General features: G+C 48.6%; 23 protein-coding genes and 1 riboswitch. Of the genes, 14 read left to right on the top strand and 9 right to left on the bottom strand.

The features are described 5' to 3' along the window. Positions 1-13: 13 nt before the first annotated feature. From coaBC to HMPREF0044_RS00585, 8 genes are all read left to right on the top strand, one after another. The gene (coaBC, locus tag HMPREF0044_RS00620; protein ID WP_040312605.1) at positions 14-1,258 is read left to right on the top strand and encodes a bifunctional phosphopantothenoylcysteine decarboxylase/phosphopantothenate--cysteine ligase CoaBC; all 1,245 of its coding nucleotides are present in this window, start codon (positions 14-16) and stop codon (positions 1,256-1,258) included. A gap of 24 nt (positions 1,259-1,282) precedes the next feature. Then, positions 1,283-2,470 carry a methionine adenosyltransferase gene (gene metK, locus HMPREF0044_RS00615; protein ID WP_006546154.1) on the top strand — a complete coding sequence of 396 codons (1,188 nt, stop codon included), beginning with the start codon at positions 1,283-1,285 and terminating at the stop codon, positions 2,468-2,470. Positions 2,471-2,554: 84 nt separating this feature from the next. After that, positions 2,555-4,651, top strand: a complete 2,097-nt coding sequence (locus tag HMPREF0044_RS00610) for a primosomal protein N' family DNA-binding protein (protein ID WP_006546153.1) — start codon at positions 2,555-2,557, stop codon at positions 4,649-4,651. 61 nt (positions 4,652-4,712) lie between these two features. Continuing rightward, on the top strand, positions 4,713-5,660 hold the full coding sequence (fmt, locus tag HMPREF0044_RS00605; RefSeq protein WP_006546152.1) for a methionyl-tRNA formyltransferase: 948 nt from the start codon (positions 4,713-4,715) through the stop codon (positions 5,658-5,660). After that, the gene (locus HMPREF0044_RS00600) at positions 5,660-7,123 is read left to right on the top strand and encodes a transcription antitermination factor NusB (RefSeq protein WP_006546151.1); all 1,464 of its coding nucleotides are present in this window, start codon (positions 5,660-5,662) and stop codon (positions 7,121-7,123) included. The genes fmt and HMPREF0044_RS00600 overlap by 1 nt, the downstream gene beginning before the upstream one ends. Before the next feature lie 21 nt (positions 7,124-7,144). After that, on the top strand, positions 7,145-7,837 hold the full coding sequence (gene rpe / locus HMPREF0044_RS00595; RefSeq protein WP_006546150.1) for a ribulose-phosphate 3-epimerase: 693 nt from the start codon (positions 7,145-7,147) through the stop codon (positions 7,835-7,837). A 23-nt stretch (positions 7,838-7,860) separates the two neighbouring features. Further along, positions 7,861-7,979, top strand: a riboswitch (FMN riboswitch). 83 nt (positions 7,980-8,062) lie between these two features. Next, the gene (locus tag HMPREF0044_RS00590) at positions 8,063-8,842 is read left to right on the top strand and encodes an ABC transporter permease (protein ID WP_245528801.1); all 780 of its coding nucleotides are present in this window, start codon (positions 8,063-8,065) and stop codon (positions 8,840-8,842) included. Between the two features lie 17 nt (positions 8,843-8,859). After that, the gene (locus tag HMPREF0044_RS00585; RefSeq protein ID WP_141553789.1) at positions 8,860-9,909 is read left to right on the top strand and encodes an ABC transporter substrate-binding protein; all 1,050 of its coding nucleotides are present in this window, start codon (positions 8,860-8,862) and stop codon (positions 9,907-9,909) included. A 294-nt stretch (positions 9,910-10,203) separates the two neighbouring features. Here the strand turns inward: HMPREF0044_RS00585 and HMPREF0044_RS00580 are convergent, their stop codons facing one another. Further along, on the bottom strand, positions 10,204-11,304 hold the full coding sequence (locus HMPREF0044_RS00580) for a DUF3866 family protein (protein ID WP_006546147.1): 1,101 nt from the start codon (positions 11,302-11,304) through the stop codon (positions 10,204-10,206). Positions 11,305-11,355: 51 nt separating this feature from the next. Here HMPREF0044_RS00580 and HMPREF0044_RS00575 point away from each other — a divergent pair, with 51 nt between their 5' ends. The 6 genes from HMPREF0044_RS00575 to lnt are packed head-to-tail and all read left to right on the top strand — an operon-like array spanning position 11,356 to position 18,755. Further along, entirely contained in the window at positions 11,356-12,348 is a 993-nt protein-coding gene (locus HMPREF0044_RS00575; RefSeq protein ID WP_006546146.1) for a helix-turn-helix transcriptional regulator, read from the top strand. Next, positions 12,348-13,295: a helix-turn-helix transcriptional regulator gene (locus tag HMPREF0044_RS00570; protein ID WP_006546145.1), complete on the top strand. Its 948-nt coding sequence runs from the start codon at positions 12,348-12,350 to the stop codon at positions 13,293-13,295. The genes HMPREF0044_RS00575 and HMPREF0044_RS00570 overlap by 1 nt, the downstream gene beginning before the upstream one ends. A 49-nt stretch (positions 13,296-13,344) precedes the next feature. Beyond that, positions 13,345-13,569: a twin-arginine translocase TatA/TatE family subunit gene (gene tatA / locus HMPREF0044_RS00565; protein WP_006546144.1), complete on the top strand. Its 225-nt coding sequence runs from the start codon at positions 13,345-13,347 to the stop codon at positions 13,567-13,569. A gap of 20 nt (positions 13,570-13,589) precedes the next feature. Next, complete coding sequence (gene tatC / locus HMPREF0044_RS00560) at positions 13,590-14,429, top strand: twin-arginine translocase subunit TatC (RefSeq protein WP_006546143.1); 840 nt, start codon at positions 13,590-13,592, stop codon at positions 14,427-14,429. Continuing rightward, on the top strand, positions 14,426-17,230 hold the full coding sequence (locus HMPREF0044_RS00555; RefSeq protein ID WP_006546142.1) for a DEAD/DEAH box helicase: 2,805 nt from the start codon (positions 14,426-14,428) through the stop codon (positions 17,228-17,230). The genes tatC and HMPREF0044_RS00555 overlap by 4 nt, the downstream gene beginning before the upstream one ends. Then, positions 17,223-18,755 carry an apolipoprotein N-acyltransferase gene (gene lnt / locus HMPREF0044_RS00550; protein WP_006546141.1) on the top strand — a complete coding sequence of 511 codons (1,533 nt, stop codon included), beginning with the start codon at positions 17,223-17,225 and terminating at the stop codon, positions 18,753-18,755. Before HMPREF0044_RS00555 ends, lnt begins: the two co-directional genes overlap by 8 nt. Before the next feature lie 65 nt (positions 18,756-18,820). On the opposite strand, the gene HMPREF0044_RS00545 is transcribed toward lnt, so the two are convergent. The 8 genes from HMPREF0044_RS00545 to pepN all read right to left on the bottom strand — a co-directional run bounded on the left by HMPREF0044_RS00545 (position 18,821) and on the right by pepN (position 25,926). Continuing rightward, positions 18,821-19,180 (bottom strand): RNA polymerase-binding protein RbpA, encoded by a 360-nt coding sequence (locus tag HMPREF0044_RS00545; RefSeq protein ID WP_006546140.1) that lies wholly within the window; start codon positions 19,178-19,180, stop codon positions 18,821-18,823. Between the two features lie 229 nt (positions 19,181-19,409). Then, a complete protein-coding gene (locus HMPREF0044_RS00540; protein WP_006546139.1) occupies positions 19,410-19,988 on the bottom strand; it encodes a MerR family transcriptional regulator in 579 nt (192 codons plus the stop codon). 144 nt (positions 19,989-20,132) lie between these two features. After that, entirely contained in the window at positions 20,133-20,885 is a 753-nt protein-coding gene (gene ftsR, locus HMPREF0044_RS00535) for a transcriptional regulator FtsR (RefSeq protein ID WP_006546138.1), read from the bottom strand. 37 nt (positions 20,886-20,922) lie between these two features. Beyond that, positions 20,923-21,360, bottom strand: coding sequence for an FHA domain-containing protein (locus HMPREF0044_RS00530; protein WP_006546137.1), 438 nt, complete (start codon positions 21,358-21,360; stop codon positions 20,923-20,925). Between the two features lie 70 nt (positions 21,361-21,430). Beyond that, entirely contained in the window at positions 21,431-22,180 is a 750-nt protein-coding gene (locus tag HMPREF0044_RS00525; RefSeq protein WP_006546136.1) for a DUF881 domain-containing protein, read from the bottom strand. After that, the gene (locus HMPREF0044_RS00520; protein WP_006546135.1) at positions 22,180-22,512 is read right to left on the bottom strand and encodes a small basic family protein; all 333 of its coding nucleotides are present in this window, start codon (positions 22,510-22,512) and stop codon (positions 22,180-22,182) included. Before HMPREF0044_RS00520 ends, HMPREF0044_RS00525 begins: the two co-directional genes overlap by 1 nt. Next, entirely contained in the window at positions 22,509-23,336 is an 828-nt protein-coding gene (locus HMPREF0044_RS00515) for a DUF881 domain-containing protein (protein ID WP_006546134.1), read from the bottom strand. The genes HMPREF0044_RS00520 and HMPREF0044_RS00515 overlap by 4 nt, the downstream gene beginning before the upstream one ends. Next, a complete protein-coding gene (pepN, locus tag HMPREF0044_RS00510; protein WP_006546133.1) occupies positions 23,323-25,926 on the bottom strand; it encodes an aminopeptidase N in 2,604 nt (867 codons plus the stop codon). The genes HMPREF0044_RS00515 and pepN overlap by 14 nt, the downstream gene beginning before the upstream one ends. Between the last annotated feature and the right edge of the window lie 7 nt (positions 25,927-25,933).

Below are 25,933 nucleotides of genomic sequence, written 5' to 3'. Positions count from 1 at the left end.
CAGTATCTTGCAGTTGACTCCTGATTTTCTCACTAGCCCCCGCCGAATTGTGGTGGGGGTTAGTGCCGGTATAGCCGCCTACAAAATCACTTATCTGGTTCGTGCACTCATTAAAGCCGGACACCAAGTGAAAGTAGTGCCCACCGAAGCCTCCCTAGAATTCGTGGGTAAAACTACCTGGCAGGCACTATCCGGACACCCCGTCGCAACCTCCGTTTTTGACGGTGCAGCGGGAGTTGAACACGTTGAAATTGCCCGTGAAGCTGAACTCATCGTGATTGCCCCCGCAACCGCAGATGTGCTGGCACGCCTGGCAACCGGCCAGGCAAATGACCTACTTACCACGACCGTTCTAGCATCCAGCTGCCCAGTCGTAGTTGTCCCCGCCATGCACACCGCCATGTATGAAAACGCAGCCACTCAAGGGAACCTCAAAACCCTTCAAGACCGCGGCATTATCATCATGGAACCAGCAGTTGGCGACCTATCTTCCGGTGATCACGGTAAAGGACGTCTACCTGAGCCAGAAGAAATCTTCACATTCCTACACCAACTTGGAGAGACTGCTACTCCAAAGCAGGATTTAGCGGGAGTAAAAGTCTTCATCACCGCTGGTGGTACCCACGAAGCAATCGATCCAGTACGTTTCATCGGTAACCACTCAACCGGCCGATTCGGTGTAGAAATTGCAAAACAACTGCAAGAACGAGGCGCGAAAGTGACTTTGCTCAGCGCCAACATTAACGAAAACCTTTTGCCAGCCAGCATAGAGATTATTGCAACGCCCTCGGCAAATGAAATGTACCAGGCAGTTATGGAACTGGCACCCCAGTACCAAATCGGCGTATTCGCCGCTGCCGTTGCAGACTTCCGCCCGGAAACCCAGGCGGAAATGAAAGTTAAGAAAACCGGGGGAGAGGAAGAAACCCTCACTCTAAAACTGGTGAAGAACCCAGATATTCTCGCCAGCGCGGTTCGTCGTTTCCCACACCTCACGACCATCGGCTTCGCAGCTGAAACGGGGAATCCGACACAAGTTGCCTCATACGGGCGCGAAAAAGCCATCCGCAAACAAGCGGACCTGCTGGCACTAAACCAAGTAGGTCAGGGGATAGGCTTCGGAAACGTTGACACAATGCTTTCGATTCTGGATAAAACCGGTGAGACCCTCACCAGCTTCAGCGGTTCAAAACCAGTAATCGCGAAAGAACTCAGCGCCTTAATCGCCGCAACTTACCAGTCAAAAAACCATTCTTAACATTTTCAGAAAGACGTAAGAAAAATGAAAAGCTCTCGTCTGTTTAGCTCAGAATCCGTGACTTCCGGTCACCCAGATAAGGTCTGTGACCAGATTTCAGACGCGGTACTTGACGCCGCCCTGAGCGTAGATCCAATGTCTCGCGTCGCCGTGGAAACTCTGGTTACCACCGACAAAGTAATCGTCGCTGGTGAAGTTACCTGTGCAGGCGACTTCGATGTAGACCAAATCGTGCGCGATACTGTACGCAAGATTGGTTACGTCCACCCGGGTGAAGGTTTTGACGCCGACAGCGTGGAAGTAACTTCCCTGATTCACACTCAGTCTCCTGACATTGCGCAGTCTGTGGACCGTTCTCAGGAAACCCGTGAAGAAAACTCTGTGGATGAAATTTCTATGCAGGGGGCGGGCGACCAGGGCATTATGTTCGGTTTTGCTTGTGATGACACTCCAGAGTTGATGCCATTGCCTATTTCTTTGGCTCATAAGTTGGCATTCCAGCTTGAGCAGGTACGGACTGGTTTGGTTCCTGAGTTCCGTCCAGATGGTAAAACCCAGGTAACTTTGGCCTATGAGAATGGCCGTCCGGTTGCGTTGGATACCGTGGTGGTTTCTACCCAGCATGCTGAGTCTATTTCTTTGGCACAGATTCGTGAGGCTGTGCAAGAACTGGTTATTGACCCGGTTTTAGCTGAGTCTGCGCAGGGATTAGATACCCACGACACTCGTTTCTTGATTAATCCTTCTGGCCGTTTCGTGCAGGGTGGTCCTTGTGCTGACACAGGTGTGACTGGTCGTAAGTTGATTGTGGATACTTACGGTGGTTTTGCTCGTCATGGTGGCGGTGCTTTCTCTGGTAAAGATGCTACTAAGGTTGACCGTTCTGCGTCTTACGCGTTGCGTTGGATTGCGAAGAATATTGTGGCGGCGGGTTTGGCTGCTAAGGCTGAACTGCAGGTTTCTTACGCGATTGGTCGCGCGGAGCCAGTTGGCTTATGGATTGATACTTTTGGCACTGAGAAGGTTTCTAATGAGGCTTTGACGAAGGCTGTTTTGGAAGTTTTCGATTTGCGTCCTTCTGCGATTATTCGAGATTTGCAGCTGCGTACTCCGGGTTTCGCGGCGACTGCGGCTTATGGCCACTTTGGTCGTGAGGGTTTTACTTGGGAGGATACGTCCCGCGCGCAGCAGCTGGCTGCTTTGGTTGGCTGAGGTTCCGGGTTGCTTTTGAGCTGATTTTGGCGGGGCACCGATTACGGTAATTATCGTTTCGGTGCCCCGTGGCATTATTGAGATATGGCAGATTTATTTTCTTTTGACGCGGCTATGCCCCGTGCGGATGCTTTGGCAGGGGAGCCAGTTTCGGCATTTTCCGTTGCCGAGGGCGGTGTTGCGCGTGTTTATATTGAGAATGATTTGCCTCATTTAGATAAGCTTTTTGACTACGCGATTCCTGTTGGGATGGAAGTTTCTGCCGGGTGTAGTGTGCGTGTAAGGTTTGCGGGCAAACTTACTTCAGCTTGGGTGGTTGAAGTTGCAGATGAGTCTAAGTTTGCGGGGAAACTGCAACCGATTGAGCGGATTGTTAGTTCGGTGCCGGTGTTAGATGCGCAGATGCTTGAGCTTGCTAAAGATTTAGCTGCGCGTTATGGGGTTTCGACGGTTAAGTTGATTGCCGCGATGATTCCCCCGCGGCACGCTGGGGCTGAGAAAAAGGTGTTGCAGCGTTTGGCGGATTTTCCGGCGAATACAACAAGCGCGGAGACTAGTTCTGTACCGCTGTTAGAATCTTTTGCCGATTATCAGCAGGGGGTAGCTTTTTTTAATACTTTGCAACAGGCTAATACCGTAAGGGCTGTGTGGCAACTTTTACCTGGTGATTTCCCGCAGCGTGATCATTATCAGCAGTCTGCTTTCCTACATGCCGCAGCGACTTTAGCACTCAGCAAATCAAACGGCACGGTTTTGATTATGTTGCCTACCCAGAGAGAAGTTTCTTGGTGTTTAGCTGGTTTAGAAAAGGTTTTAGGAAAGAACTCAAACATTCGAGTTACCAGTCTCAGCAGCTTAGATTCTCCAGCAGCACGCTATGAAAAGTTTTTACTGGGCAAATCCGGCTATTACAACATCATGGTAGGTACTCGTAGTCTCGCTTATCAGCCGGTGCAAAACCTTATTGGAATGCTTATTTTTGATGATGCGGAGCAACGCCATCAAGACCAACAAAGTCCATATTTAAGCACTTTCGATATTGCTTTGCGACGAGCTCACCTGCAGAAAGCAAGTTTTATTGTGGCTGCGCCTTCACCTTCCCTCCAAGCGGTGGCTTTAGCAGAGTCAGGTTGGGCTGGTTGGGTGCTGCCGATTCCTACTAATTTGCGAGCTAAAACCGCTGTTGTTTCAGTCGTTGATGATTTTGAACGCGCGCGCCAGGGAAGTGCTGGTAAAGGGCGCCTCCCTGCATTTCTCCAAACTAAGATTCGCAAAGCCTTGTTAAAAGGTTCAGTTCTGGTATCCGTACCTCGTAAAGGTTGGATTAGTATTATTCGCTGCGAACAGTGTCGCAAGACCGGCACGTGTAATCGCTGCCATGGTCCTTTGCGTGTCAGCGCCAATCAAGAACTGAGCTGTGCCTGGTGTACCGACCCACAGTTTGCTTGGCAGTGTTCAGCATGTGAATCAAAACGCTGGGTTCCTGCAAAACTTGGTTCACAACGTACCTTTGAAGAACTTGGCAGGGCTTTCCCAAATGTGAAAGTAATCCACACTGACTCTGAACATCCGGCTGAAGAACTTCCCGCGCATCAGCCTACATTGGTAGTTTCAACCCCGGGCAGTGAACCACTGGTTGCAGGTGGATATGAGCTGGTGGTAATCATGGATGCGGATGCGATTACCTCGCGACCTGAACTATGGGCTTTAGAAGAAGCAATGCGACGCTGGACGCGCCTACTAGGCTTAGCACGTACTGACGGAATCTGTGAAGTACTTGGCTTAAATGACCCGGTATTTGCGCAAGCACTGATTAAACGTGATCCAGTTGCTTGGACCCTGCAAGCGTTAGAAGAACGCGCTAACGTAGGTTTCTATCCAGCAAAATGCTTATTGGCTTTAGACGGAGACCAAACAGCTGTAGCAGAGTTCTTACAGAGTCTGGAAACAGAAGTGTCCGCGCTGGACTGGAACAGTGAATTTAACGCCCTCGGAACTGCACCCCGGAAGGGACCGCATGTTCCGAAAGCGTTCGGTTCGCACCCTGCCCGCGTTCTGATTCGTGTTAGCTGGACGGCTACGCGTGAACTAATGCAGCTGATACGTCAGCTACAAGTCCAACGCTCGCTTAAAAAACAAGGCCTGGTAACCGTGAGAGTAAATCCACGTGATTTGTTGTGATTCACTTAGCTAAACCCCAAGGAAAGACAGTTTCATCGGAATTTCAAGGTAAACTGGGCCTGTGAAGATTATTTTTGCAGGTACTCCGCAGGTGGCAGTGCCCACCTTGCAAGCTCTCGTTGATTCCCCACATGAAGTCGTCGCGGTGATTACGCGCAGTGCTAAGCCAAAGGGCCGCGGTAAAACGCTGATTCCTTCAGAAGTAGGCGCTTGGGCAACCGAGCACGGTCTAAATGTTTTGGAAGCTGACTCTTTACGAGGTGAGGAAATCCAATCAAAGGTCGCAAGTCTAAATGCAGACCTGGGGGTTGTTGTCGCATATGGCGCGATTATTCCCCAGCACGTTTTAGATATGCCAAAACACGGTTGGGTAAACCTGCATTTTTCTGATTTGCCTCGCTGGCGTGGGGCAGCTCCGGTGCAACGTGCGATTGAAGCTGGCGACCAGACTACGGCCGTTAATATTTTCCAGCTTGAGGCTGGCTTAGACACTGGACCTGTCTTCTTCTCACGTCAGGTTGCTATTGATGAGCAGGTAAATGCAGGTGATTTGCTTGCTAGCCTAGCTGAATCTGGTGCACCAGACGTGGTTTCGGTAGTTGACGCGATTACTGCAGGTACGGCAGCTGCCACCCCACAGGTTGAAGATGGCGTGACCTATGCGCATATGCTTTCCAAAGCTGACCTTGCGTTAGATTTCATGAAGTCTGCGCGAGTACTTCACAATCAGGTTCGTGCTTGCGCGCCAACTCCCGCAGCGTTCACGGAGCTGCCGGACGGGAAACGTTTGAAAGTACTGCGAACCCAAGTAGCTGCAGATTGTCCGGTAGCGTTACAGCCCGGTCAGGTGCATGCGACGAAGAAGCAGGTTTGGGTTGGCACTGCAGATGGAGTATTAGAACTTTTAGCAGTTGCTCCCGCTGGTAAAAACCAAATGGAAGCAGCAGCTTGGGCACGCGGTGCTCGTTTAGAAGAAAATATGATTTTAGGAGCGGTTGAGGGCGCGTAATGGCAGATTTTAAGAAGAACCGCGGCTTTTCCGGTGGCTCACGAAATGATTCCCGAGGGCGTTCCAAACAAGCTCGAGTTTCCAAAGCTCGCACCGTCGCATTTGAAACTCTACTGAAAGTAGACGTTGAGGATGCTTACGCGAATATCGTTTTACCTAAGGCGATTACAGAGGCCAACCTGGACAGTCGCGATGCGTCCTTTGCAACTGAACTCGTCTACGGTACGCTTCGTAACCTCGCCCGCGTAGACTGGGTTATTGAACAGTGCATGCCGAAGAAAATCGCTGACCTTGACCCTGAAGTGCGCGCTATTTTGCGACTCACCGCGCACCAGATTCTACATTTACGCGTACCTGATCACGCTGCAGTTGCCGAATCCGTGGAACTCACCAAACACGTTGCCGGTTTCGGAGTTGAAAAGTTTGTAAACGGTGTTGCCCGCGCAATGGTTGAACACACACCAGGGGAGTGGGAACGCCGCATTAAAACCATTGACGCAAACGTTACCCGCGTATCCGTCCTCTACTCTCACCCAGAGTGGATTGTGCGTGCATTCGCACAAGCGCTGCAAGCACACGGCCGAAATCCAAAAGAACTAACTGCGCTGTTAAAAGCAGATAACGATAACCCCAAGGTAATGTTGTGTGCTCGCCCAGGTCAGATTCTGCCAGTAGAACTCGCCGATGATGCTGAACGCTACCTAGACGCAGAAGTAGCTCCAGGTGCATATTCTGAATGGTCCGTTGCCATTACCCACGGCGACCCAGGTAAACTAGCTGCCGTATGCCACGGCGCAGCTGCAGTTCAGGACGAAGGCTCACAGCTGGTTGCATCAGCACTCGCAGAACTAGACCTAGCAAACGACAACGGCAAGTGGCTGGACATGTGCGCCGGCCCCGGCGGTAAAGCTGGATTAGTTGCAGCCTATGCTCAGCTAGCCGGTGCAACTCTACTAGCCAACGAAGTTTCAGCGCACCGCGCACACCTGGTAGAACAAACCGTACGCGAGTTCGATAACGTCGAAGTCATCGTCGGAGACGGACGTAAAATCGCCGAAAAAGGGAAATTTAGTCGAATCATACTCGATGCCCCCTGCTCAGGCTTAGGCGCATTACGTCGTCGACCAGAATCACGTTGGCGCCGCCAGCCAAACGACCTCAACGGACTAATAAAACTACAGGCAGAACTACTGGAAGCTGGAATCGACGCCCTCGAAAAAGATGGGGTACTGGCCTATATCACCTGTTCCCCGCACGAAAGCGAAACTGTAAAACAAATTCAGCGAATCGCAGGTCGAGACGATATTAAAATCCTTGATTCCAAAGCCGCGGTTGAAAAAGTTTCCATGTCAGAAATCGAACTTTCAGCCACCCCTATTGGCAACGGAAACTCAGTGCAACTCTGGCCACACCTGCACACCACCGACGCCATGTTTTTGTGCTTAATCCAGAAGGTAAAGTAACTTAATCCGAAAGGTAAAGTCATGAGCCACTCCCACGACACAGCTGCTAGCAAACCTGCCGTTATCTCCCCATCAATCCTGAACTGCGACATTGCAGACCTCACCGGAGAACTCACAAAGATTCGCAACGCAGACTACGCGCACGTAGACATCATGGATAACCACTTCGTCCCCAACCTCACCTGGGGGCTCCCAGTAGTAGAAGCCGTCATTGCCAAAAATATCCTCCCCGTGGACGCACACCTCATGATTGCCGACCCAGATCGCTGGGCACCCGCATACGCTGAAGCCGGATCAGCTTCAGTAACCTTCCACGCGGAAGCCGCTCACGCGCCCATCCGCCTTGCCCGCGAACTCCGTAGGCTCGGAGCTAAAGCCGGATTAGGTCTCAAACCCACTACTGATATCCACGACTACGTAGACCTCCTACACGAATTCGATATGATTTTAGTGATGACCGTCGAACCCGGATTCGGCGGACAAGCCTTCCTCGAATCACAAATTGCTAAAATCCGACGCGTTCGCGAAGCCGCCAACACCCGCCAGATTGACCTGGCTATCCAGGTTGATGGCGGAATTTCGAGGGCGACTATTGAACGCGCTGCAGAAGCAGGAGCAGACGTATTCGTAGCCGGATCAGCAGTATTCCGCGCTGCAGACGCTTACGAAGAAGTAGAAGTACTACGTTCCATGGCGAATGGGTGCATGCACTAAAGAAAAGTAAGCTATCATAATTAAGTCAGCTTCGGGGTCGGTGAAAGTCCGAACCGGCGGTTAAAGTCCGCGACCCGCTTAGGCGGTTGAACTGGTGAAACTCCAGTACCGACGGTTAAAGTCCGGATGGGAGAAGCTCTACATATGGCGTGAAAACATACGCTACATGCTTTTCGTACCTCGGAACTCGACACTGAAAATGTAAATCGACCCGAGGTTATTCAATTGTCTAAAGTGAACCGCCACCGGCAACCGTTGCCCACCTGGGCACAAACCTTGGCATCCCTCACCTTCTTAGGCAGTCTAATCCTCGGATGGTGGGCGCTAACCAACTACCTTGAGGTAGCCGAATGGATACTACCGTCACCACAAGATTTCTGGAACCGACTGTTGATTGAACTGCAAAGACCGCAGATTTGGTCAGCAACCGCAGTAACTCTCCTAACTGCAATCCTAGGATCCCTACTCGGCGCAGGGGTAGCGCTACCATTAGCGTACTTAATCTACCGGCGACGCCTCATCGCAGCCGCAGTAGAACCATTCCTAGGAGCAACCCAAGCAATCCCCGCCATTGCCCTGGCACCACTGCTGGTACTCTGGCTCGGCTACGGATTACTACCTATCGTCGCGCTGTGCTCACTACTAGTATTCTTCCCAATCCTAGTAAGCACCACCGTTGGTTTCAGACACCTAGACCAAGAAGTACTTGAAGCAGCCGTCCTCGACGGAGCCTCCGGCTGGACCTTGCTTCGCAACATGGAAGTGCCCCTCGCACTCCCATCAATTCTTGGTGGATTCAGAAACGGATTCACACTCTCAGTGACGGGTGCCGTCGTAGGCGAACTAGTCATGGGAGGAAACGGCCTAGGAGCCATCCTCACAGCACAGCGAAACGCTGTCGACACCATCGGCATGTTCGTAACGATTGCGCTTCTTTGCACGCTGGCAATGTCGTTCTACTCCGTAATCTACTACACCGAACGACGCACAAAAATAAACCGGTGAAACATAAGCGAGGAAAAATGAAAACACATAGCCAAACCTGGCTACCAATCATCGCCAGCGCTCTGCTACTCGGCGCCTGCTCACAACCAGCACAAAACCACGCCGAACAATTCGACTTCCAAGAACCAGCACAAACTCAAGAAGAAACCACTGGAAAAGAAGTCAAAGAACCAATCGTAATCGGACACACATATATCCCCAGCATTCAGTTCGCACCATCCTACATCGCGAAAGAAAAAGACCTTTTCCCAAGTGAACTAAACGTCGAACTACGCCACCACGGCGCTGATGAAGGACTCTTTACCGCACTACTCGCCGGCGAAGAAAACCTCGTAATCGCAACCGCCGATGAAATGCTACAAGCCCGCTCCAACGGACTAGACCTAATCTCTGTGGGAACCTACTACTCCAAATACCCAGTAAAAATTATCGTTAAAGAAGACTCCACGATTAACTCCATCAGCGACCTCAAAGGCAAAACAGTTGGCCTGCCCGGAGAATACGGTTCAAACTGGTTCGCACTCCAAGCAGCACTTAAAGAAGCAAACCTAAGTAAAACCGATCTGAAAATACAGTCAATCGGCTACACACAACTAGCCGCGCTGCGCACCAACCAAGTCGACGCAGTAGTAGGGTTCACCAACAACGACACCGTACAGTTCAACCTAGCCGGTGAAAAAGTCAAAGAAATCGAGCTATCTGCAGGTGAGCTGCCACTTCTTAGCGCAAACATTGTTACCACCTCAGAGTTTGCAAAAACTCACCCAGACGAGCTGAAACAAGTTCTTAAAGCACTCAAAAACGGAATGCAAAAGTCAGTAGACAACCCACAAACCGCAGTAGAAGCTACAAAGGTCTATGACACCAACCTAAACACTCCGGAAGCAGAAAAAGCTGCATTAGAAACCATCAAAGCCACAAACCTATTGTTTGCGCCAAACGGTAAAGTAGACTTCACTCAAGATATTGAGAAATGGCAGAAGATGGCTGACTTCTTGGGCACCCTCGATGGGGTATTAGGTTCAAAAGTTCGTATTGATACAGCTGTGACTAACGAGTATTTGTAGTGTCTCGCTAGTGGTTGGCTGGCCCGCCCGCTCCTCGCTTCGCTTGTCGAAGCCCGACCAGGCCCTGCCAGCCAACCACTAGCGATCCTAACGTGGCGCGAAATAGTGGCTTGTGTAAAGATCCTGATGCTCTTTATCAGCAGACAACCAGGGAGTTTGACGGATCGTTTGTAAACGCGGGAACATGAGTTCCTATGTTTCTCCTGCGCGGGAATCGCAACTCCCGCGTTTCTCCTGCGCGCGAGCTCAAGTCGCACGCAGATACTAACAAGGTCGGTAAACCTACTGGGAACTTCAGTGGCTCGCCGCGTAGATTCCTGCGGCAGCTGCAGTGGTGAAAGCTAACTCGTCTTCTTCTAAACAACGTCCCATAGTTCGTAATGCTGCCGGAGGATTCACTAATGCTAGGCGACAGTCTTCGACCGGAACGCTAATTACCTGATGCTTAATGGAAAGTTCGGCTAGGCGCGAGTTAAAAAGCTTAGCGGTTAACGGATCCTGGTCTGATGGCAGAGCAGGGACAGGCAGAATTACCGGTACCAAAGTCAACTCATTAAGTACGGAAACACTGTGGTGCGAAATACCACGATGACGTGGTCTTTCATCTGCTTCTGACGCCCGCACAACCCCATAAACTTTGCCACCCAAAACAGAGGCAATATTCATTGTGCTAGCCGCATTAACTCCAGAAAAACCCCACTTAACGCCAGTGCCTAGGTTCCCTGGACCTTGAGAAACCACAATATAATCAGGATTGGTCACTGCCTTAGCAACCAGCAACGCAGAAGGCATTGAAGCGGCTTCAAAGTCCCCGCCAAAACACTGACCGGAAGAAACCGTCGCAGTTAAAGCCCCATTTTCACGCATCTGTGCTAACGCCATGGAATAGCCCAGAGGCAGGGCAGCAGTGTCATCTTGAATATAGGTAATACGGGCGCCCTCGTGAACAGAATGAATTCCCGCAACAATCGCCGGAACTGCCGAATGCAAATCCGCAACAATCACCGGCGTACCATCCAAAGAATCACAAGCCTGAATCTGCGCGCGGTACGGAGAATCCTCTTCCTCCGCGCCCAAAACCATTAACTGATGCGGAGTGTAACGCGCCTTCATCACATGCCCAATTTCAGGAAGACTATCCGCAGGTAAAGACTCCACAGAAAGAGTAGAAGCGTCCCCACCCGTACCCAGCTTCTTCGCGAGAACTGACACTTCCAGACGAACCTTGTCGCCCACATTTACAGGGCCAACTAAGGAAATGTAGGCAATCCCGCGTAGGGATTCTCCGGGCAAAAATAGCCCTGCATCATGTGGCGCCTCAGTAATTTCTGCCTGAAATTGTACGACATCCGCCCATTGGCGTTTAATCTCGGTTACAACCGCATTTCTTTGCATCACACCGTAAGCATACCCGGAAACCCACCGGATTCGCGTTAAACTGAACCTATGAGTGACAAAATCAAGGGCGACGTGCGTGTTTTTACCCTCATGGTGACGCTACAATCCTTCCCCAGAGGGCTTACGCGACAGCAGATTTTCAACGTTATTCCCGCCTACCAGCAAATGGGAGACGCGGCAGAACGCAGTTTTGAGCGCGATAAGGAAGTCATCCGCGACCTCGGCGTTGTTCTTGAAGTTATTGATCTAAGCAGTACGGAATCAGTTTATCGTCTACCTAAGACTGAAAATCGTAGCTTGAAGCTGAATCTGGCGGAACGTAGTCTGTTGTTCAATGCAGCTAGTATCTGGTTCGGAGCCGAGGATTTCAGTGACAGTGCCCGAGCTTTTAAACATAAAGTAAATGCGATTGGGGTGAGCGATTTACCGGCAGTTAAGGATCAGATTTCTGGATTGTCGCAGGTTTTAGATTTATTAGCGGCTTTAACTGAGAAGCGTTTGGTGGAGTTTTCTTATCGGAAGCTTAAGGATGACGTTGCGCAGATACGCCGTGTATTGCCACTTGAAGTTTTTGCTGAGAATAGTAGTTTGTATTTGCGTGCTTTTGATGTTTTTAAAGCTGAGTTACGCGTATTTCGTTTAAGCCGGATGGGTTCTTGCGTGGGGATTTTGGAGGTTGCTGAACCTGAGCTAGTTTCTGCAGCTGAACTTGCGTTTAAAAATGATGATCGGGGAGTGCAGAAGTTTTCTCCGCTGTTGTTAGTTTCTGAAACAGTTGCTAAGCAGGCTGGCTTATGGGCAGTCCGTTATGAGACTTCTGCTGGCTTACCAGAGATTCCCGAGGGCGTTTCAGGATACTCATATTGGCGGGGCAACCCCGCTACAGCGATGCAGTGGCTGGAGCGTTGTTTTGAACTAGGATCTCAGGTTTTAGTTGTTGAGCCACTAGTTTTAAGTGAGCGGATTAAACAACTCTGTAGTGAGTTTTTAGAACGTACTGATGCAGATGGTCAGTTCGTTGAGAAAGGTAAGCTGCAGTAATGGCAATCAAGTTACAGGATAAGTTGACGGGGATTTTTTCAATCTTTGACTACGTGCAACTTCGTGAGGGCGTGCCCTTAGAGGAACTCGCTGCGGCTTTTGAGATGAAGCCGGCTGAGCTACGGCAGCTTTTAGTTGATTTAACGATGATTGATATTCCAGAGTTGGATTATGATGCGATACCTCGTCTTGATTTCGAATTGTTAGAAGAGGAAGGGATTGTTGATTTTACCGATACACCAGTTTTTGATGCGGTTTTGGAGTTTAATCAGTTTGAAGCATATGCCCTGGTAGTAGGATTAAGCCTTTTAGAACCGCAGTTGGGGGAGACTGAACGACAGCTATGTAAAGCCTTAAAGATTAAGTTAATTAACCACTATAAGTTAAATACTTCCATGGATTCAGTGCAGGTTATAGCCTCTGAAGAACTGAATATCTACTGCCAGGCTTTACTAGAAGCTATCAGCAATCAGCATTCCGTCTGGATTGAATATCTATCTCTGCAAAAAGTACATTCCGAACGTGAGATTATTCCTGTTGAAGTAAACCGCGTTGGCAAACATCTTTTAGTTAAAGCCTATTGTTTAAAGGCAGGGGAACTACGTCACTTCCGCGTTGATAGAATTCTTCGACTTCAACCAGGTGACCCGGTTGAAATTCCCCAGATGGCGCAAAAACGTACGCGTAACCCTCGCGTGACAGTGCAGCTTGAACAAGTACCGGAAGATTTAAAAGATGCTGCCGTGGATTTACAGGAGCTCGAAGACAGCGCAACCTTAACTTTAAGAATCTATGACGAAAGCTGGTTAGAGACCCAACTACTGCTGTATGCAGATTTGTTGCATGATGTTAATAATTCAGGGATTGTGCGCACAACCCGCACTAAAGCACAGTCACTTATTGAGATGTATGATCTCTTATCTGCGAAAACGCACGGAATGCCTTAAACTATTAAATGACACGGAAATGTTGGGCTAAATCTTTTTAGGAGTAACGATGCTTTTATTCGCAGGCGCTTTTAAACCATGGCATATTTTTGTTCTCATCGTCGTTTTGGTTCTGCTCTTTGGCGCTTCTAAGCTGCCAGAAATTGCTAAGAACGTCGGTAAGTCCGCTAAGGTTCTGAAGAAGGAAATGAAGGAACTAACCGAAGACGACATGAAGGTAGAGTCAGTTCCTGCTCCAAAGCCAGCTGTTGAACCAACCTCTGAAGAAAACTGAGTCTTTAGTAAAACTAATCTATGGGTATTAAAAAGACAGTTGATCCAGATGGCGTAATGCCACTTGCTGATCACCTTCGGGAAGCCCGCCAGCGATTAATCTACGCGTTGGCGGGAATCTTCCTACTCACCATCGTAGGCTGGTTTATTTACCCATATGTTTTTAACTTCATGGCGCAACCCCTGGTTGATTTACGCGCTCTTGGGCGACGCGCTGAGCTTAACTTCGAAACGGTATCAGCGGCTTTCGACTTAAAGCTCCGCATTTCGATGTTCACTGGATTAATCCTGGGAACTCCCTGGTGGCTTTACCAGATTTGGGCTTATGTCGCACCAGCCTTACATAAAAACGAAAAACGCTATATTTTAGGTTTTACTTTTTCTGGTGCTTTTCTTTTTTTACTGGGGGCAGCTACTGGCATTTGGATCATGCCACATGCCGTAGAGATCCTCACGTCCTTTGCTCCGGAATCTTCAGTAACATTGATGCAAGCAGGCGTTTACTTTAGTTTCTACATGCGTCTGGTTGTAGTCTTTGGGGTTTCTTTCCTAGTGCCTCTCGCTATGGTTGCCTTAAACTTTATGAATATTGTGCGTGGGGAAACTTTCCTTAAATACTGGCGTTGGGCAGTGGCTATTGCCTTTACTTTTGCCGCCCTCGCAAATCCGTTGCCAGACCCATGGACTATGACATTCCAAGCGTTATTCCTTTGCCTACTTTTCTTTATTGCCGTGGGAATCGCCATATTTCACGATAAACGCCGTGACAAACGCTTAGCTAAAGAAGAAGCTGAGTTAGACGCTGTTCTTGCAAAGTACGATTCTGATACACGTGAGATAGAAGAAGAGGAGTCTATTTGACCCGCCGTCGCCGCCACCGCGGTAAAAACTCTGAATCAGTTTTTAACCCCGAAACTGATGAACTTTCTGCTGCACAACGCTACCGTTTAGCTAAGCAACGCGCCAAATACGATAAAACTGAGCGCGCCACATTTGCAGCCGAACTAGATTTCTTTTTAGACGACTTCCAAATGCAAGGTATGGAGTCAGTCGAAAACGGCCATAACGTGCTGGTCGCGGCCCCCACCGGTGCAGGTAAAACCATGGTAGGAGAATTTGCTCTACATATGGCTTTAAGCTGTGGGCAACGAGCCTTTTACACAACCCCTATTAAAGCTCTTTCAAACCAGAAATACAGGGAACTTTGCGAAAAATATGGTGATGAACAGGTAGGCTTACTTACCGGTGACGTTGCCATTAACGGCGACGCACCCCTAATCGTGATGACTACTGAAGTCGCTCGTAACATGATTTACCAAGGACGCGACCTGACGGATTTACGGGCTATCGTACTTGATGAAGTCCACTATTTAGCTGACCGTTTCCGCGGGCCCGTGTGGGAAGAAGTAATCATCCACGCCCCACAACACGTGCAAATAGTCGCCCTTTCCGCAACTGTTTCTAACGCGGAAGAGTTCGGCAACTGGATTGATTCAGTACGTTCGGGCTGCGACATCATTGTTTCAGAAAAACGTCCAGTGCCACTATACCAGCATATGATGGTGGGACGAGACATCATCGACTTATACGCCGAAGATGAAACGAAATTTATTAATCCTCAACTGCGCACTGCAATTTCTAAACAGCGGGGGATAACCTCTCGAAATTTCCGCCAGAACGAACGACATTTAGCGGGTGGACGCCGCATGCGAGATACGCAAAAACGCCCTCGGAAAACTACGCGTCCGGAAGTGGTAATTTCTCTAGACCGCGCGCGTTTGCTACCAGCTATCTACTTTATTTTTTCTCGTTCTGCCTGTGAAGATGCCGTCGAACAGATTATTGGAGCGGGAATCACTCTCACCAGTGAGAAAGAACGTAAACAGATTCGCAAAATCGTAGATGAAGCTCTTTATGCCTTACAAGGTGAAGATCTTTCGGTACTTCGCATTAACACTTGGCAAATGGCGTTAGAAGCTGGGGTGGCAGCCCACCACGCGGGGCTCTTGCCTTTCATGAAAGAAGTTGTTGAGAAGCTTTTCACCCTGGGGCTTGTAAAAGTAGTTTTTGCAACTGAAACCTTAGCTTTAGGCATCAATATGCCTGCGCGCACAGTAGTTCTAGAAGCATTACGCAAGTGGAATGGCATTGCAAAAGTACCTTTATCAGCTGGTGAATACACACAGCTAACGGGGCGAGCGGGGCGCCGCGGTATCGATGTCGAAGGCCATGCCCTGGTGGTATGGCAGGATGACCATGAACCTGAGTTAGTTGCCTCTTTAGCTTCAAAGCGTACTTATCCGTTGGTTTCGGCTTTCCGCCCAACTTATAACATGGTTGCGAACTTGGCTTCTACGGGAGATTTGGCTTCGGCCCGTGAAGTTATGGATGAGTGTTTTGCTCAGTTCCAAGCTGACCGTAAAGTTGTTGGTTTGGCTGTTGATGCGAAGCGCGCACAGCAACAAATGGATAAACTTGCTCCAAGTGTCTCATGCCACCTGGGAGATGCTCTGGAGTATTTCGCCGCTCGTGAAGAGCTAACTTTCCTGCAAAAGCAGTCGTCTAAACGCAAGTCTTTACAGCTTGGTCACGAGGTTGAGAAGCTTCTACGCTCTTTGCAACCAGGCGACGTTATTTCTGTCGCGGGCCGTCGTCGCGGTGGGGATGGAGTAGTGACTAAGCCAGCACGTCCGGGGGAGAAGAATCCTCAGCTTCAGGTTGTGTTTGCTGATGGGCGAATGCAGATGGTTTCATCGGCGCATTTCCCACATGGTTTTTCGATTGTCGGCTCAATGCGTTTGCGTAAAGAGTATTTGCGTAATGTTCGCCGATTCCAGGCAGAGATTGGTACTGAGGTCGGTATCCAGCGTTCTAAGGGACGTTTAGGTAAGCCGCGTCGCCTTAAGTCTCAGGCGCGGTCTGATGAGTTGTTGCGCATTACTGAGCTTGAGGATCTGGTACGTTCCCATCCTGTGCATGGTTGTGTTGATCGTGATCAGCATGCTCGTAATGCTGTGCAGTGGATGCGTGCGCGCCGCGAGTTTGAGAAGTTGGCATCGCAGGTTGAGGAACAGACTTCTTCTGTGGCGAAGCGTTTCGATAAGATTGTGCTGGTTTTGGAACAGCTTGGCTGTTTGCATGCGAGCGACTTAACTGACGCTGGTCATACGTTGCGTGCGATTTATGGTGAGCGTGACCTGGTGGTGGCTTTGAGTTTAGAGGCTGGCATTTGGGATGATTTGGATGAGGCGCAGTTGGCGTCTGTGGTCAGTGCGTGTGTTTTCGAACCGCGTAAAGATCATGCTCCGGATCCGGAGATTCCCGAGGGCGCGCATGGACCGGTTGGGCAAGCTTTGAATGCTACCGCTCGTATTATGCTTGATATTAATCGTGCTGAATCTGCTCATCAGGCTACTACTTCGATGCCTTTGGAAACTGGTTTAGTGAACGCCATGTATTGGTGGGTTAAGGGCGATTCTTTAGCATCTGCAGTTAGTTCTGCTGATTTAGAGGCCGGTGACTGGGTTCGCTGGTGTAAGCAGACGATTGATCTTTTGATGCAGATTAGTGTGGCTACCCGTAACTCGAATTTGGCGTGGACTGCGCGTGATGCAGCGGATGCGATTCGTCGCTCGGTTGTTTCTTTAGCTGAGAGTGCTTGAAATTTTCACCTGGATTAAGGCTGTTTTTGTTGGCTTGTTAATCTGGGTGGCGTTTCCACCGGTTGGGTTTTGGCCGGGCCTATTTTTAGGTTTGGCACTGTGGTTTGCAGTTTTAAACTCTGTTAATGCAGATGCTGGTTTTAGATTCGGCTTTTTATCTGGGCTGGTTTTCTTTTCTGCGCATATGCACTGGCTGGTTTATTCCACGGATTCCTATTTTATGTGGGCACTGTTATCCGCAGTAGAAGCTTTATTTTGGGCGGTTTTTAGCGCTCTTTCTGTGGGATTGCTAAAGATAGAGCGTTTCCGTTTTTTCTTTAATGCTGCATTAGTGAGCCTGCTGTGGGTAGGTCTGGAACAACTTCGTGGAAGTATTCCTTTTGGGGGTCTGCCTTGGGGGTTTATTGCTTATCCGCTTGTTGATTCACCGCTGCGTTTTTGGGCGCCTTTTGGTGGGGAAGTGGCAATCGGTTTCATAGCCTGTTTTAGTGCTTTATTGGTATATAAAGCACTAACTGCGGTTGCTAGAAAGCGTTTTAGTGTGGGTTTCGCGCTGGTTTTAGCTGCTACTTTAGTTTGTCACAGTGGCTTTTTTCTACCTATTTCTGCGCCAAGTAACGAACTTTTGACTGTTGCTTTAGTGCAGGGAAATGTTGAGGAACCTGTCAAAGAAACCTTCGCGCAGTCACGTAGGGTATTAAATAATCACGTGGTTAAAACCAGGGAACTTTTAGATGCGGTCAGGGCAGGCAAAGTTACTAAACCGCAGGTCATTTTCTGGGGTGAGAATGCTCTAGATTTAGATCCGTTTACTGATTTTAAAACCAGGCAAGCTGTTAGTAACTTAGCGCGGAGTCAGCAGATTCCTATCATTGCGGGTCAGATTTCTCAGACTCCACGCGGTTTAGAAAACCAAGTGATGGTTTGGGTTCACACTGGTAGGTTGGGGAATAGTTATTCCAAACAACATCCTGTACCTTTCGGTGAGTTTTTTCCGCGAAGCATCGATTTTTGGCCGTTTAATTCCCTGTTGGGTGCTAATGCGGGTGAGGTTGTTGCGGGTTCTGAGCCGGCGCTATTGGAAGCGCCTTTATCTAATGATGAAAAGGTGTTGCTGGCTCCGGGCATTTGTTTTGAAGCTGCGTTTCAGAGTGTTTTCCGGGAGCCGGTTTTGGATGGGGCAAAGCTCTTAGCTGTGCCTACTAATAACTCGAGTTTTGGTCATTCGGCGCAGTCTTTACAACAGCTTCAGATGGTTCGTTTGCGCGCACTCGAGTTTGATCGTAGTGCTTTACAAATCTCTACTAACGGAGTTTCCGCCATGGTAACACGCAACGGGGAAGTGGTGGCGCAAACTGAACTTTTCACTGCGGATTTCGCGGTTTCTGAACTTGAGCTCCGTACGAATATAACTTTTACAGCAAGGCATGGAGCATTGTTACATAGCTTAACGCTGGGTTTCGTGGGTTTAGTTTTGTTGGTTGCTTTCACAAGATTTCTAGCACAGCGACGAAATCTAGCTTGATTTTTGAGGTGTGAAATTAAAAAACTCATATGCGAGTACGAGTTCGCATATGAGTTTTTAGGTTTTTAGCGCTGGTAGGCGATACCGTCACGCAATTCGCCGCGTCGCAGGGTTTCTAATTGTTCTTGCAGAAGTTCTTCCAGCTCTTCAGGGGTGCGTCGTTCAATCAACATATCCCAGTGGGTGCGGACTGGTTTAATAACCTTGTCTTCTTCAGGTTCTGCGGTACCTAGGAATTCGGCTTCGGCACCACATTTGCATTCCCAGTTTGCTGGCGCTACCGCGTCAAGAGACATGGTGATTGAGAATACGTGGCCGTTTTCGCACTGATATTGTTTTTGGGTGCGTTCTGCAAAAACGATTCCTTCTTCGGTTTCCAGTGACTTGGAACCAATCTGCATACCTCGGAGCGCGTGCTCTGCCATGACGACCTGCTTTCTTTAGACTGTTAACTTACGTTTTTATTATTGCAGTTATTATTTTCGAGGGCGGATACAGTGATGTATTTTTGTTTGAAACCGTAGGTAAAAGTCGTTTCAGGAAATTATATTATTATCCGATAATGTACATTATGTCAGATTTAGAGACGTAAAAGAATGTGGAGTAGTTTCAGTAACTACCCCACAGTCCATTACGCTATTTGGATTAATTAGCTTAAGAAGCGCTACGTTGTGCGCGACGACGTTCTGCCAGCTCATCAAAAACAAATTGAGTAGCTTCAAGGTCTTCAGTTGGAAGCTCTGCTAGCGTACCTTCCAGCTCACGCCATACGCGACCAACTGCAATGCCAAATACACCTTGACCACCTTCAATCAGGTCAATCATTTCATCACGTGAACGGCACTCGTAGATTGAAGCGCCATCACTCATTAACGTGATGCTAGATAGATCATCTACCCCACGGTTTTTGAGATGTGCTACCGCTTCGCGAATCTGTTGCAGAGATACGCCAGTATCTAGCAGGCGTTTAACTACTTTTAGCACCAAGATGTCTTTGAATGAATAAAGGCGCTGTGAACCAGAACCTTGTGCGGTGCGGATCGATGGTTCAACTAAACCGGTGCGTGCCCAGTAATCTAACTGGCGGTAGCTAATAGATGCGGCTTGGGCTGCTACTTTACCGCGGTAACCAGTGTCTGGACCCAAGTTTGCTAGAGGGTCTCCAAAGAGCATGCCTTGACGCACGTCAGCACCTGGGGACATGCTTGCCTCAGTTGGCATGATTTCTGACATTAGTTTGCTCCTTGAAGGTTACTTACACGGTGTTGATAAATAAACCTTACGAGGTTGTAAGGCATTATTCAACGATAGACACGGCGTGCCTAACCTTCAAGTTAAACTTGAGACTTTTTCGTTACCTAAAACGAAACAAAAGTATTAAGAATTCAAGCGATCAACCGTAACTCGCAGCAACTCTTGGTAAAGCTCAGTTACTGCTACCGCTAACTCACGTGACTGCGCATAAGCTTTTTCGCGATCATTTGAACGATTCCGAGCCCTTGTCTGTGACACAATCTGCTCGATTAGATCCGCATGACGGTCAGCAGAAGTGCGAACTGGACGAAGCAAACGAGAGGAAATTCCCATCTCTTTCAACTTCAAAATCGCCTGCACTACCCTAATGGTTTGAGTGGGGAAATAACCCGCCAAATCAGGAGCAATTAAACCAATTTGAGTTAATTCTTCCACCTCAGTTTTAGAAACACCCGTAAGATCGCAGAGTTCACGTACAGAAATAAACGCTTTAGCTGGAGTTGCTACTACCCCATTTTCAGCGACCACGCGGGTGCGTGGCACTACAGCCTCAACTTCATGACCTAAGTCAAGAGCGGAGAGCTTTTCCAAAATAACCTTTAGAGGAGTGAAAGTATCCCGCTGCATCTCCAAAATGTAACGCACACGCTCAACATCAGCTAAAGAATACTTACGATAGCCTGAAGGTAAACGGAAAGGAGTAATCAAACCCGTATCTTCCAAATAACGCATTTTAGAAGGAGACAGCGCAGGGAATTCTTTCTGCACCTCAGCAATCAGCTGACCGATAGTGTAAATCGGCTCATGGGAAACTGACTGAGGCCAAGATACAGACTCAGAAACGGACTCTTCTACCTTTTTAACAGCGTTAGACATGACAAATACAGATTATTAAGAGATAGGAAACAGAAACTTACTTAACAATAGAAGGATGGTAGGTCAGACGGTACTTACCAATTTGTACTTCATCGCCGGCTTGTAACACAGCGCCCTCGGAGCGTTCACGATTAATATAGGTACCATTCAAGGAGCCCAAATCGCGAACTGCGAAACCGCCCTCATGCACACGGAATTCGCAGTGCTTACGAGAAACCGTCACATCGTCTAAGAAAATGTCAGCTTGTGGGCTACGACCAGCTACAATCTGATCTGAATCGAGAAGGAAACGAGCACCGGAATTCGGACCACGCTGTACAATCAGCAATGCCGAACCAGCTGGAAGAGCTTCAACCGCAGCACGATCAGTTGGAGAAAGCGGCTGAGGAGTCAACAAATCCTCGGATTCTGGGGTTGCTACAAAAGCGCCAAAAATCGCTGTTTCTGATGGATCAGGAAGATTCAACTCAGTCATTAGTAACTCCTTACACGGTTTAAGGTTAAAGCTTAAGCCTTAGGTTCTAGTCTAAACGTAAAACAGAATTTTATCCACGCGGTTTCTCAGTAATCGTCGTTGCATGCTCATTAGGCTTCACTGTCGCTACTTCTAAAATCTCTACCAACTCAGCACGCTCATACGATACAGTTGCACCACGTGTACGCAACTGCTGGGCCGCTCCCCTAGCAATCTCCATCGCAGGCTGAATCGTATCCGCGTCCCCAATAACTTTCCAAATATACGGACTCGAAATTGGTTGACCGGAAACTAAAATGCCGTTCCCATTCTTTTCAATATAGGTTGAAGCAGTAAGGCGAATCCCATTTAAAGAAACCGCCTCAGCACCAGAATTCCGCAACTCTCCCAGTACAGTGATGAAATTCTGTACCCGCGCCTTATTCTGTGCGTCTGTCACTGTAATGATTAAGCCAGGTCCTTGAACCGGTACTACACCCGCTGCAATCTGTGCGGCTTCGCGCTCACGCGCAACTGCCTGCTCTGCTGCCTCCACTTTAGAACGTTCATCCTTCAACTTAGCAGCTTCAACAGCTAAAGCAGCACGCTCTTCACGTAGCTGAGAATCAGAGACTGAAAGCTGATCAAGCAGAGCCACCAATTCAGACTCCTGCAGTGTATCTAAAGGATCTGTACGCTGCAGTTTAATCTGAGTAACCATCGCCCAGCCTAATACAAAACACAAAAAAGCTACCAGCAGATGGGCAGGACGAAACTTTGCAGTTAATAATCCTTTAAATTTGCTAACTAGTACTGGAGCCTCGCTCTTGTGTTCATTCATTATGCCCCCAAAATGCTTCGGCGCACTGCTGCTGCGTTAGAGAAAATACGAATTCCTAGAACCACTACCACTGCAGTAGTCATTGCAGCTCCGACGCCCAGTTGGACGCCTAAGAATACTAGTAGCGATGCCACAATCACGTTCCAGGTGAAAGACACAATGAAAACGCGATCATTAAATTTCCCTTCTAAATAAGCACGCCCAGCACCAAATAGAGCGTCAATTGCAGCGACTACGGCGATAGGTAGATAAGCCTGCAATGCATATGGCACAACTGGATCAAAAATTAACCCTAAAACGATACCGAAGATTAAACCGAAAATCGCAATCATTTCTTTTCCTCCGTAACAACGTTAATTTTCTCTGTGTTGATTTGTGGGACACGCATAGCTGGAAGATTTAACTTTGAACTCTTAGTAGCCGATAAACTGATTCCATATTGCGAATAAAGCGCCGAGAAATAAGTGCCAGTACTCCCCTGCGTCAGCCCTCGGTTCAAATCATTTGCAGGCCCAATAGCCTCAATCGTGTATGGACCTTCAATCGGTTGAAAATTTACTAAAACACTAGAACCGGCAGTGCGTACAGGAGTACGCGGACCAACCCTAATCCCATTAATAGCAATGGCTTCAGCACCTGAACGCCAAAGTTCATTAATTATTACGCGAATGTCTTGATCTTGAATATTGCTATCAGAGGATTCACTACTACCCCCAGATAAGGTTGCCACTATGCCAGGTCCCGCTACTGGCGTCAAATGAGCTGCTGCTAATAGTTCTTGGGAAACCTGTGGAAGCGGAATATCTGCTGTGGCAGCCGTTTTCACTTCTTCTTCAAGTTTCTCTACCTCTTCTAAAAGGCGTTGATTCTGAGCTTTTTCAGAGCGAACCTGTTGCAGTAATTGCTGGTGAGTAGAGTCCTTTTCTGAACGAGTATCTAAAAGTCCCCGCACAGCAATGGTAGACATGAACGCTAAGCCAATGGCCAGAATAAAAACCAAGAATTTTTGATAGCTACTTGAAGCCGGTGTTTCTCCCTCTTGTGCGGAATAACCGTAGTTTAGAGGGTCGTAAAGTAGCGAAGTAAGCAACCCCATGGAATAGTTGTTGCTTGCTTCGCTCGCTTTAGGCAAATCTGCCTTATTAGTGGATTCCATCGTTCCAGTGTCGTTGAATACGTACAGCTAGTTTGAGAATGTCGTTATTTTCGATCATTAAACGACGTAATGCTGCTGGAGCATCAGTGAATGCGTCTAAGAAGTTCTGCGCGATATAAAGTAACGCATCGGTATTTTCTGTATTAGAAGCATCGACGTGTAATGGGTAGCCACCATTTACAAAGCGGTTGCCCATACCGATTGAGTGTGTCTGCCAGTAATCTAGAACAGTTCCAAAGAACTCCCCTGCCAGCCCAACAACACCTGGTTTAGACCCGGAGATAGCAAGACCTTCTAGGATTGCTGAGACTTGAATATTTGGTAGGTCCTCATTAACTACCTGATCCCACAAGTTGAGGCGGGAGTTGCGGTTAGGGATTGCAGCACGAGCTTTCAATGCTGCTACCTTTGCTTCTCCAGATTGATCATCTGCAAGGAAAGCAGCAATCTGGTCAGCATCTAATAAACCATGCGCAGCTTGCGCAATGCGGGCGAGCCAGGTAAGCGTTGGGCCCACTTCAATATTTGGATGGCTATTAGTTGCAACCTTGTCAAGGAATTCAGCTTGTGCTGAGTTGAGTTTCCCCAGGTTAGCTAATACGGACATTAGTTGAGTTACCCACTCTTGCTTAACATCAGCGTTCTCAGTAGTTTCAATAGTAGAAATCATTGCGTCAGCAAAAGTTAGTCCGAAGCTGTCTCGTACCTGTGCAGGCAGGTAGAACATGATTACCTGATTAGCGAGACGCAAAATGTCTTTAATGACAGCGAACTCGGTCTCATTAGGCAAATGCTTTGAAACCGCCTGGAGGTATTCCGTTGGGGAAAGTTTCAGGTTGCGGACTGCTGCCCAGAGTGCGGACCATACGATCGCTCGAGTAAGCGAAGTTGGAAGTACAGAAAGGTTTGCTAAACAGTATTCAATAGCATCTTCATCTAGGTCAATGACCGCGTAGGTAAGGTCATCATCATTTGGCAAGATGAAAGAACTCTCTTCTGCCAGGTTAGTTGGGTACTCGACGGTGATTCGTTCACCGGTTAAAGTCACGGATTGCTTGTGCAAGAGGTTCCCAGTAGCACCGTAGAATCCAAGATTTAAGGTGTGTGGACGCAGGACAGTTTCCCCGGTAGTTGCGTCAATGCAGTGCTGTGAGAGAACCAGGTTGTTTTCACCTGCGGGGTTTTCTAAACGCAGGTGTGAAGGGCTCGAGGTATGAATCCAGGTACGTTGCCAGGTATCTAAATCGCGGTCGGTAACGCCGTTTTCTGCCAAGGCTTCAGTTAGCGCATCAAGTAGGTCTTGCATGGACGCTGACTCGAATGCGTGTTTTTGGAAGTATTTACGAGCACCAGCAAAGAATATGTTTTCACCAACGTAAGCTACCAACTGTTTTAAGACTGAAGCTCCCTTTGCATAGGTAATTCCGTCGAAGTTGTGCTTTGCTGCTTCAACATCTGGAATATCAGCTGCGATCGGGTGAGTGGTTGGCAGTTGGTCTTGCAAATATGCCCATTCCTTTCGGCCGGCGGCGAAGGATGCCCATTCTCCTTTATGCTCTGTGTTTACAGCTAGTCCGAAGGATCCTTGGTTGTCTGCGAAGGATTCTTTGAGCCAGAGGTCATCCCACCAGGCTGGCGTTACCAGATCTCCGAACCACATGTGACACATTTCGTGGAAGATAACGTTGGCGCGACGCTGCTTATGCGCGGTGGAGGGGATATCACGGCTAATGAAGTTTTCATTGAAGGTGACACATCCGGGGTTTTCCATGGCACCGATATTGTATTCGGGCACGTAAATCTGGTCGTATTTTCCCCATGGGTAGGTAAAGCCGTAGTTTGCGTGGAAGAAGTCGAATCCTGCGCGAGTTTGTTTGAATACGTCGTCAGTATCAAAGTATTTTGCCAGGCTTTGGCGGCAGAAAAGGCGTAGTTGAATATCAGCTTCTTTTCCGTCACCAGCACTGCCCTGCCAGTTTCCGTCGTTGAATTCTGCGTATTCTCCGGCGATTACGGCGGCAATGTAGCTAGACAGTGGCAGGGTGCGTTGGAAGTGGACGAGTTTATTTCCATTTTCGAGGGCGGCTGTGCATTCTTGAGGTGCATTAGAAAGCACTACCCATGCTTCTGGTGCAACAACGCTGAACTGCCATTTTGCTTTCATTCCGGGCTGATCAAAGCAGGCAAATACGCGGCGAGCGTCGGTGGGTTCAAAGTGAGTGTAGAGGTAGGTGTTACCGTCTTCTGGATCGAAGTAGCGGTGGAGTCCTTCACCGGTAGTTGAGTAGTTGCAATCAGCGATGATTTCAACTTCTAATGGTTGATTTACCGGAAGTTCTTGAAGATTTACGCGAGCACCGTTGTACTCAAATACAGCTGGAGTGCCATTTACTTTAACGGAGGCTACGGTTTGTGCAATCAGATCGATGAACGTTTCCGAACTGTTAGTTTCAAAACGAAGCGTAGTGTGGCTGGGGAAGGTGAGATTCTCTAGCTGCGGCGCTCCGCTTAAGTCTAGGGCAACGTCAATGGTGTCGAGTTTTACTGCGGCTGCACGTGCAAGTGCTTCAACTTTAGTGATGGTCTGCATGGTTCTA

The sequence above is a fragment of the Gleimia coleocanis DSM 15436 genome (assembly GCF_000159015.1).
Classification (GTDB): domain Bacteria; phylum Actinomycetota; class Actinomycetes; order Actinomycetales; family Actinomycetaceae; genus Gleimia; species Gleimia coleocanis.
The sequence above is the reverse complement of the archived record's forward strand: the minus strand, read 5'-3'. Positions and strand labels throughout refer to the sequence as shown.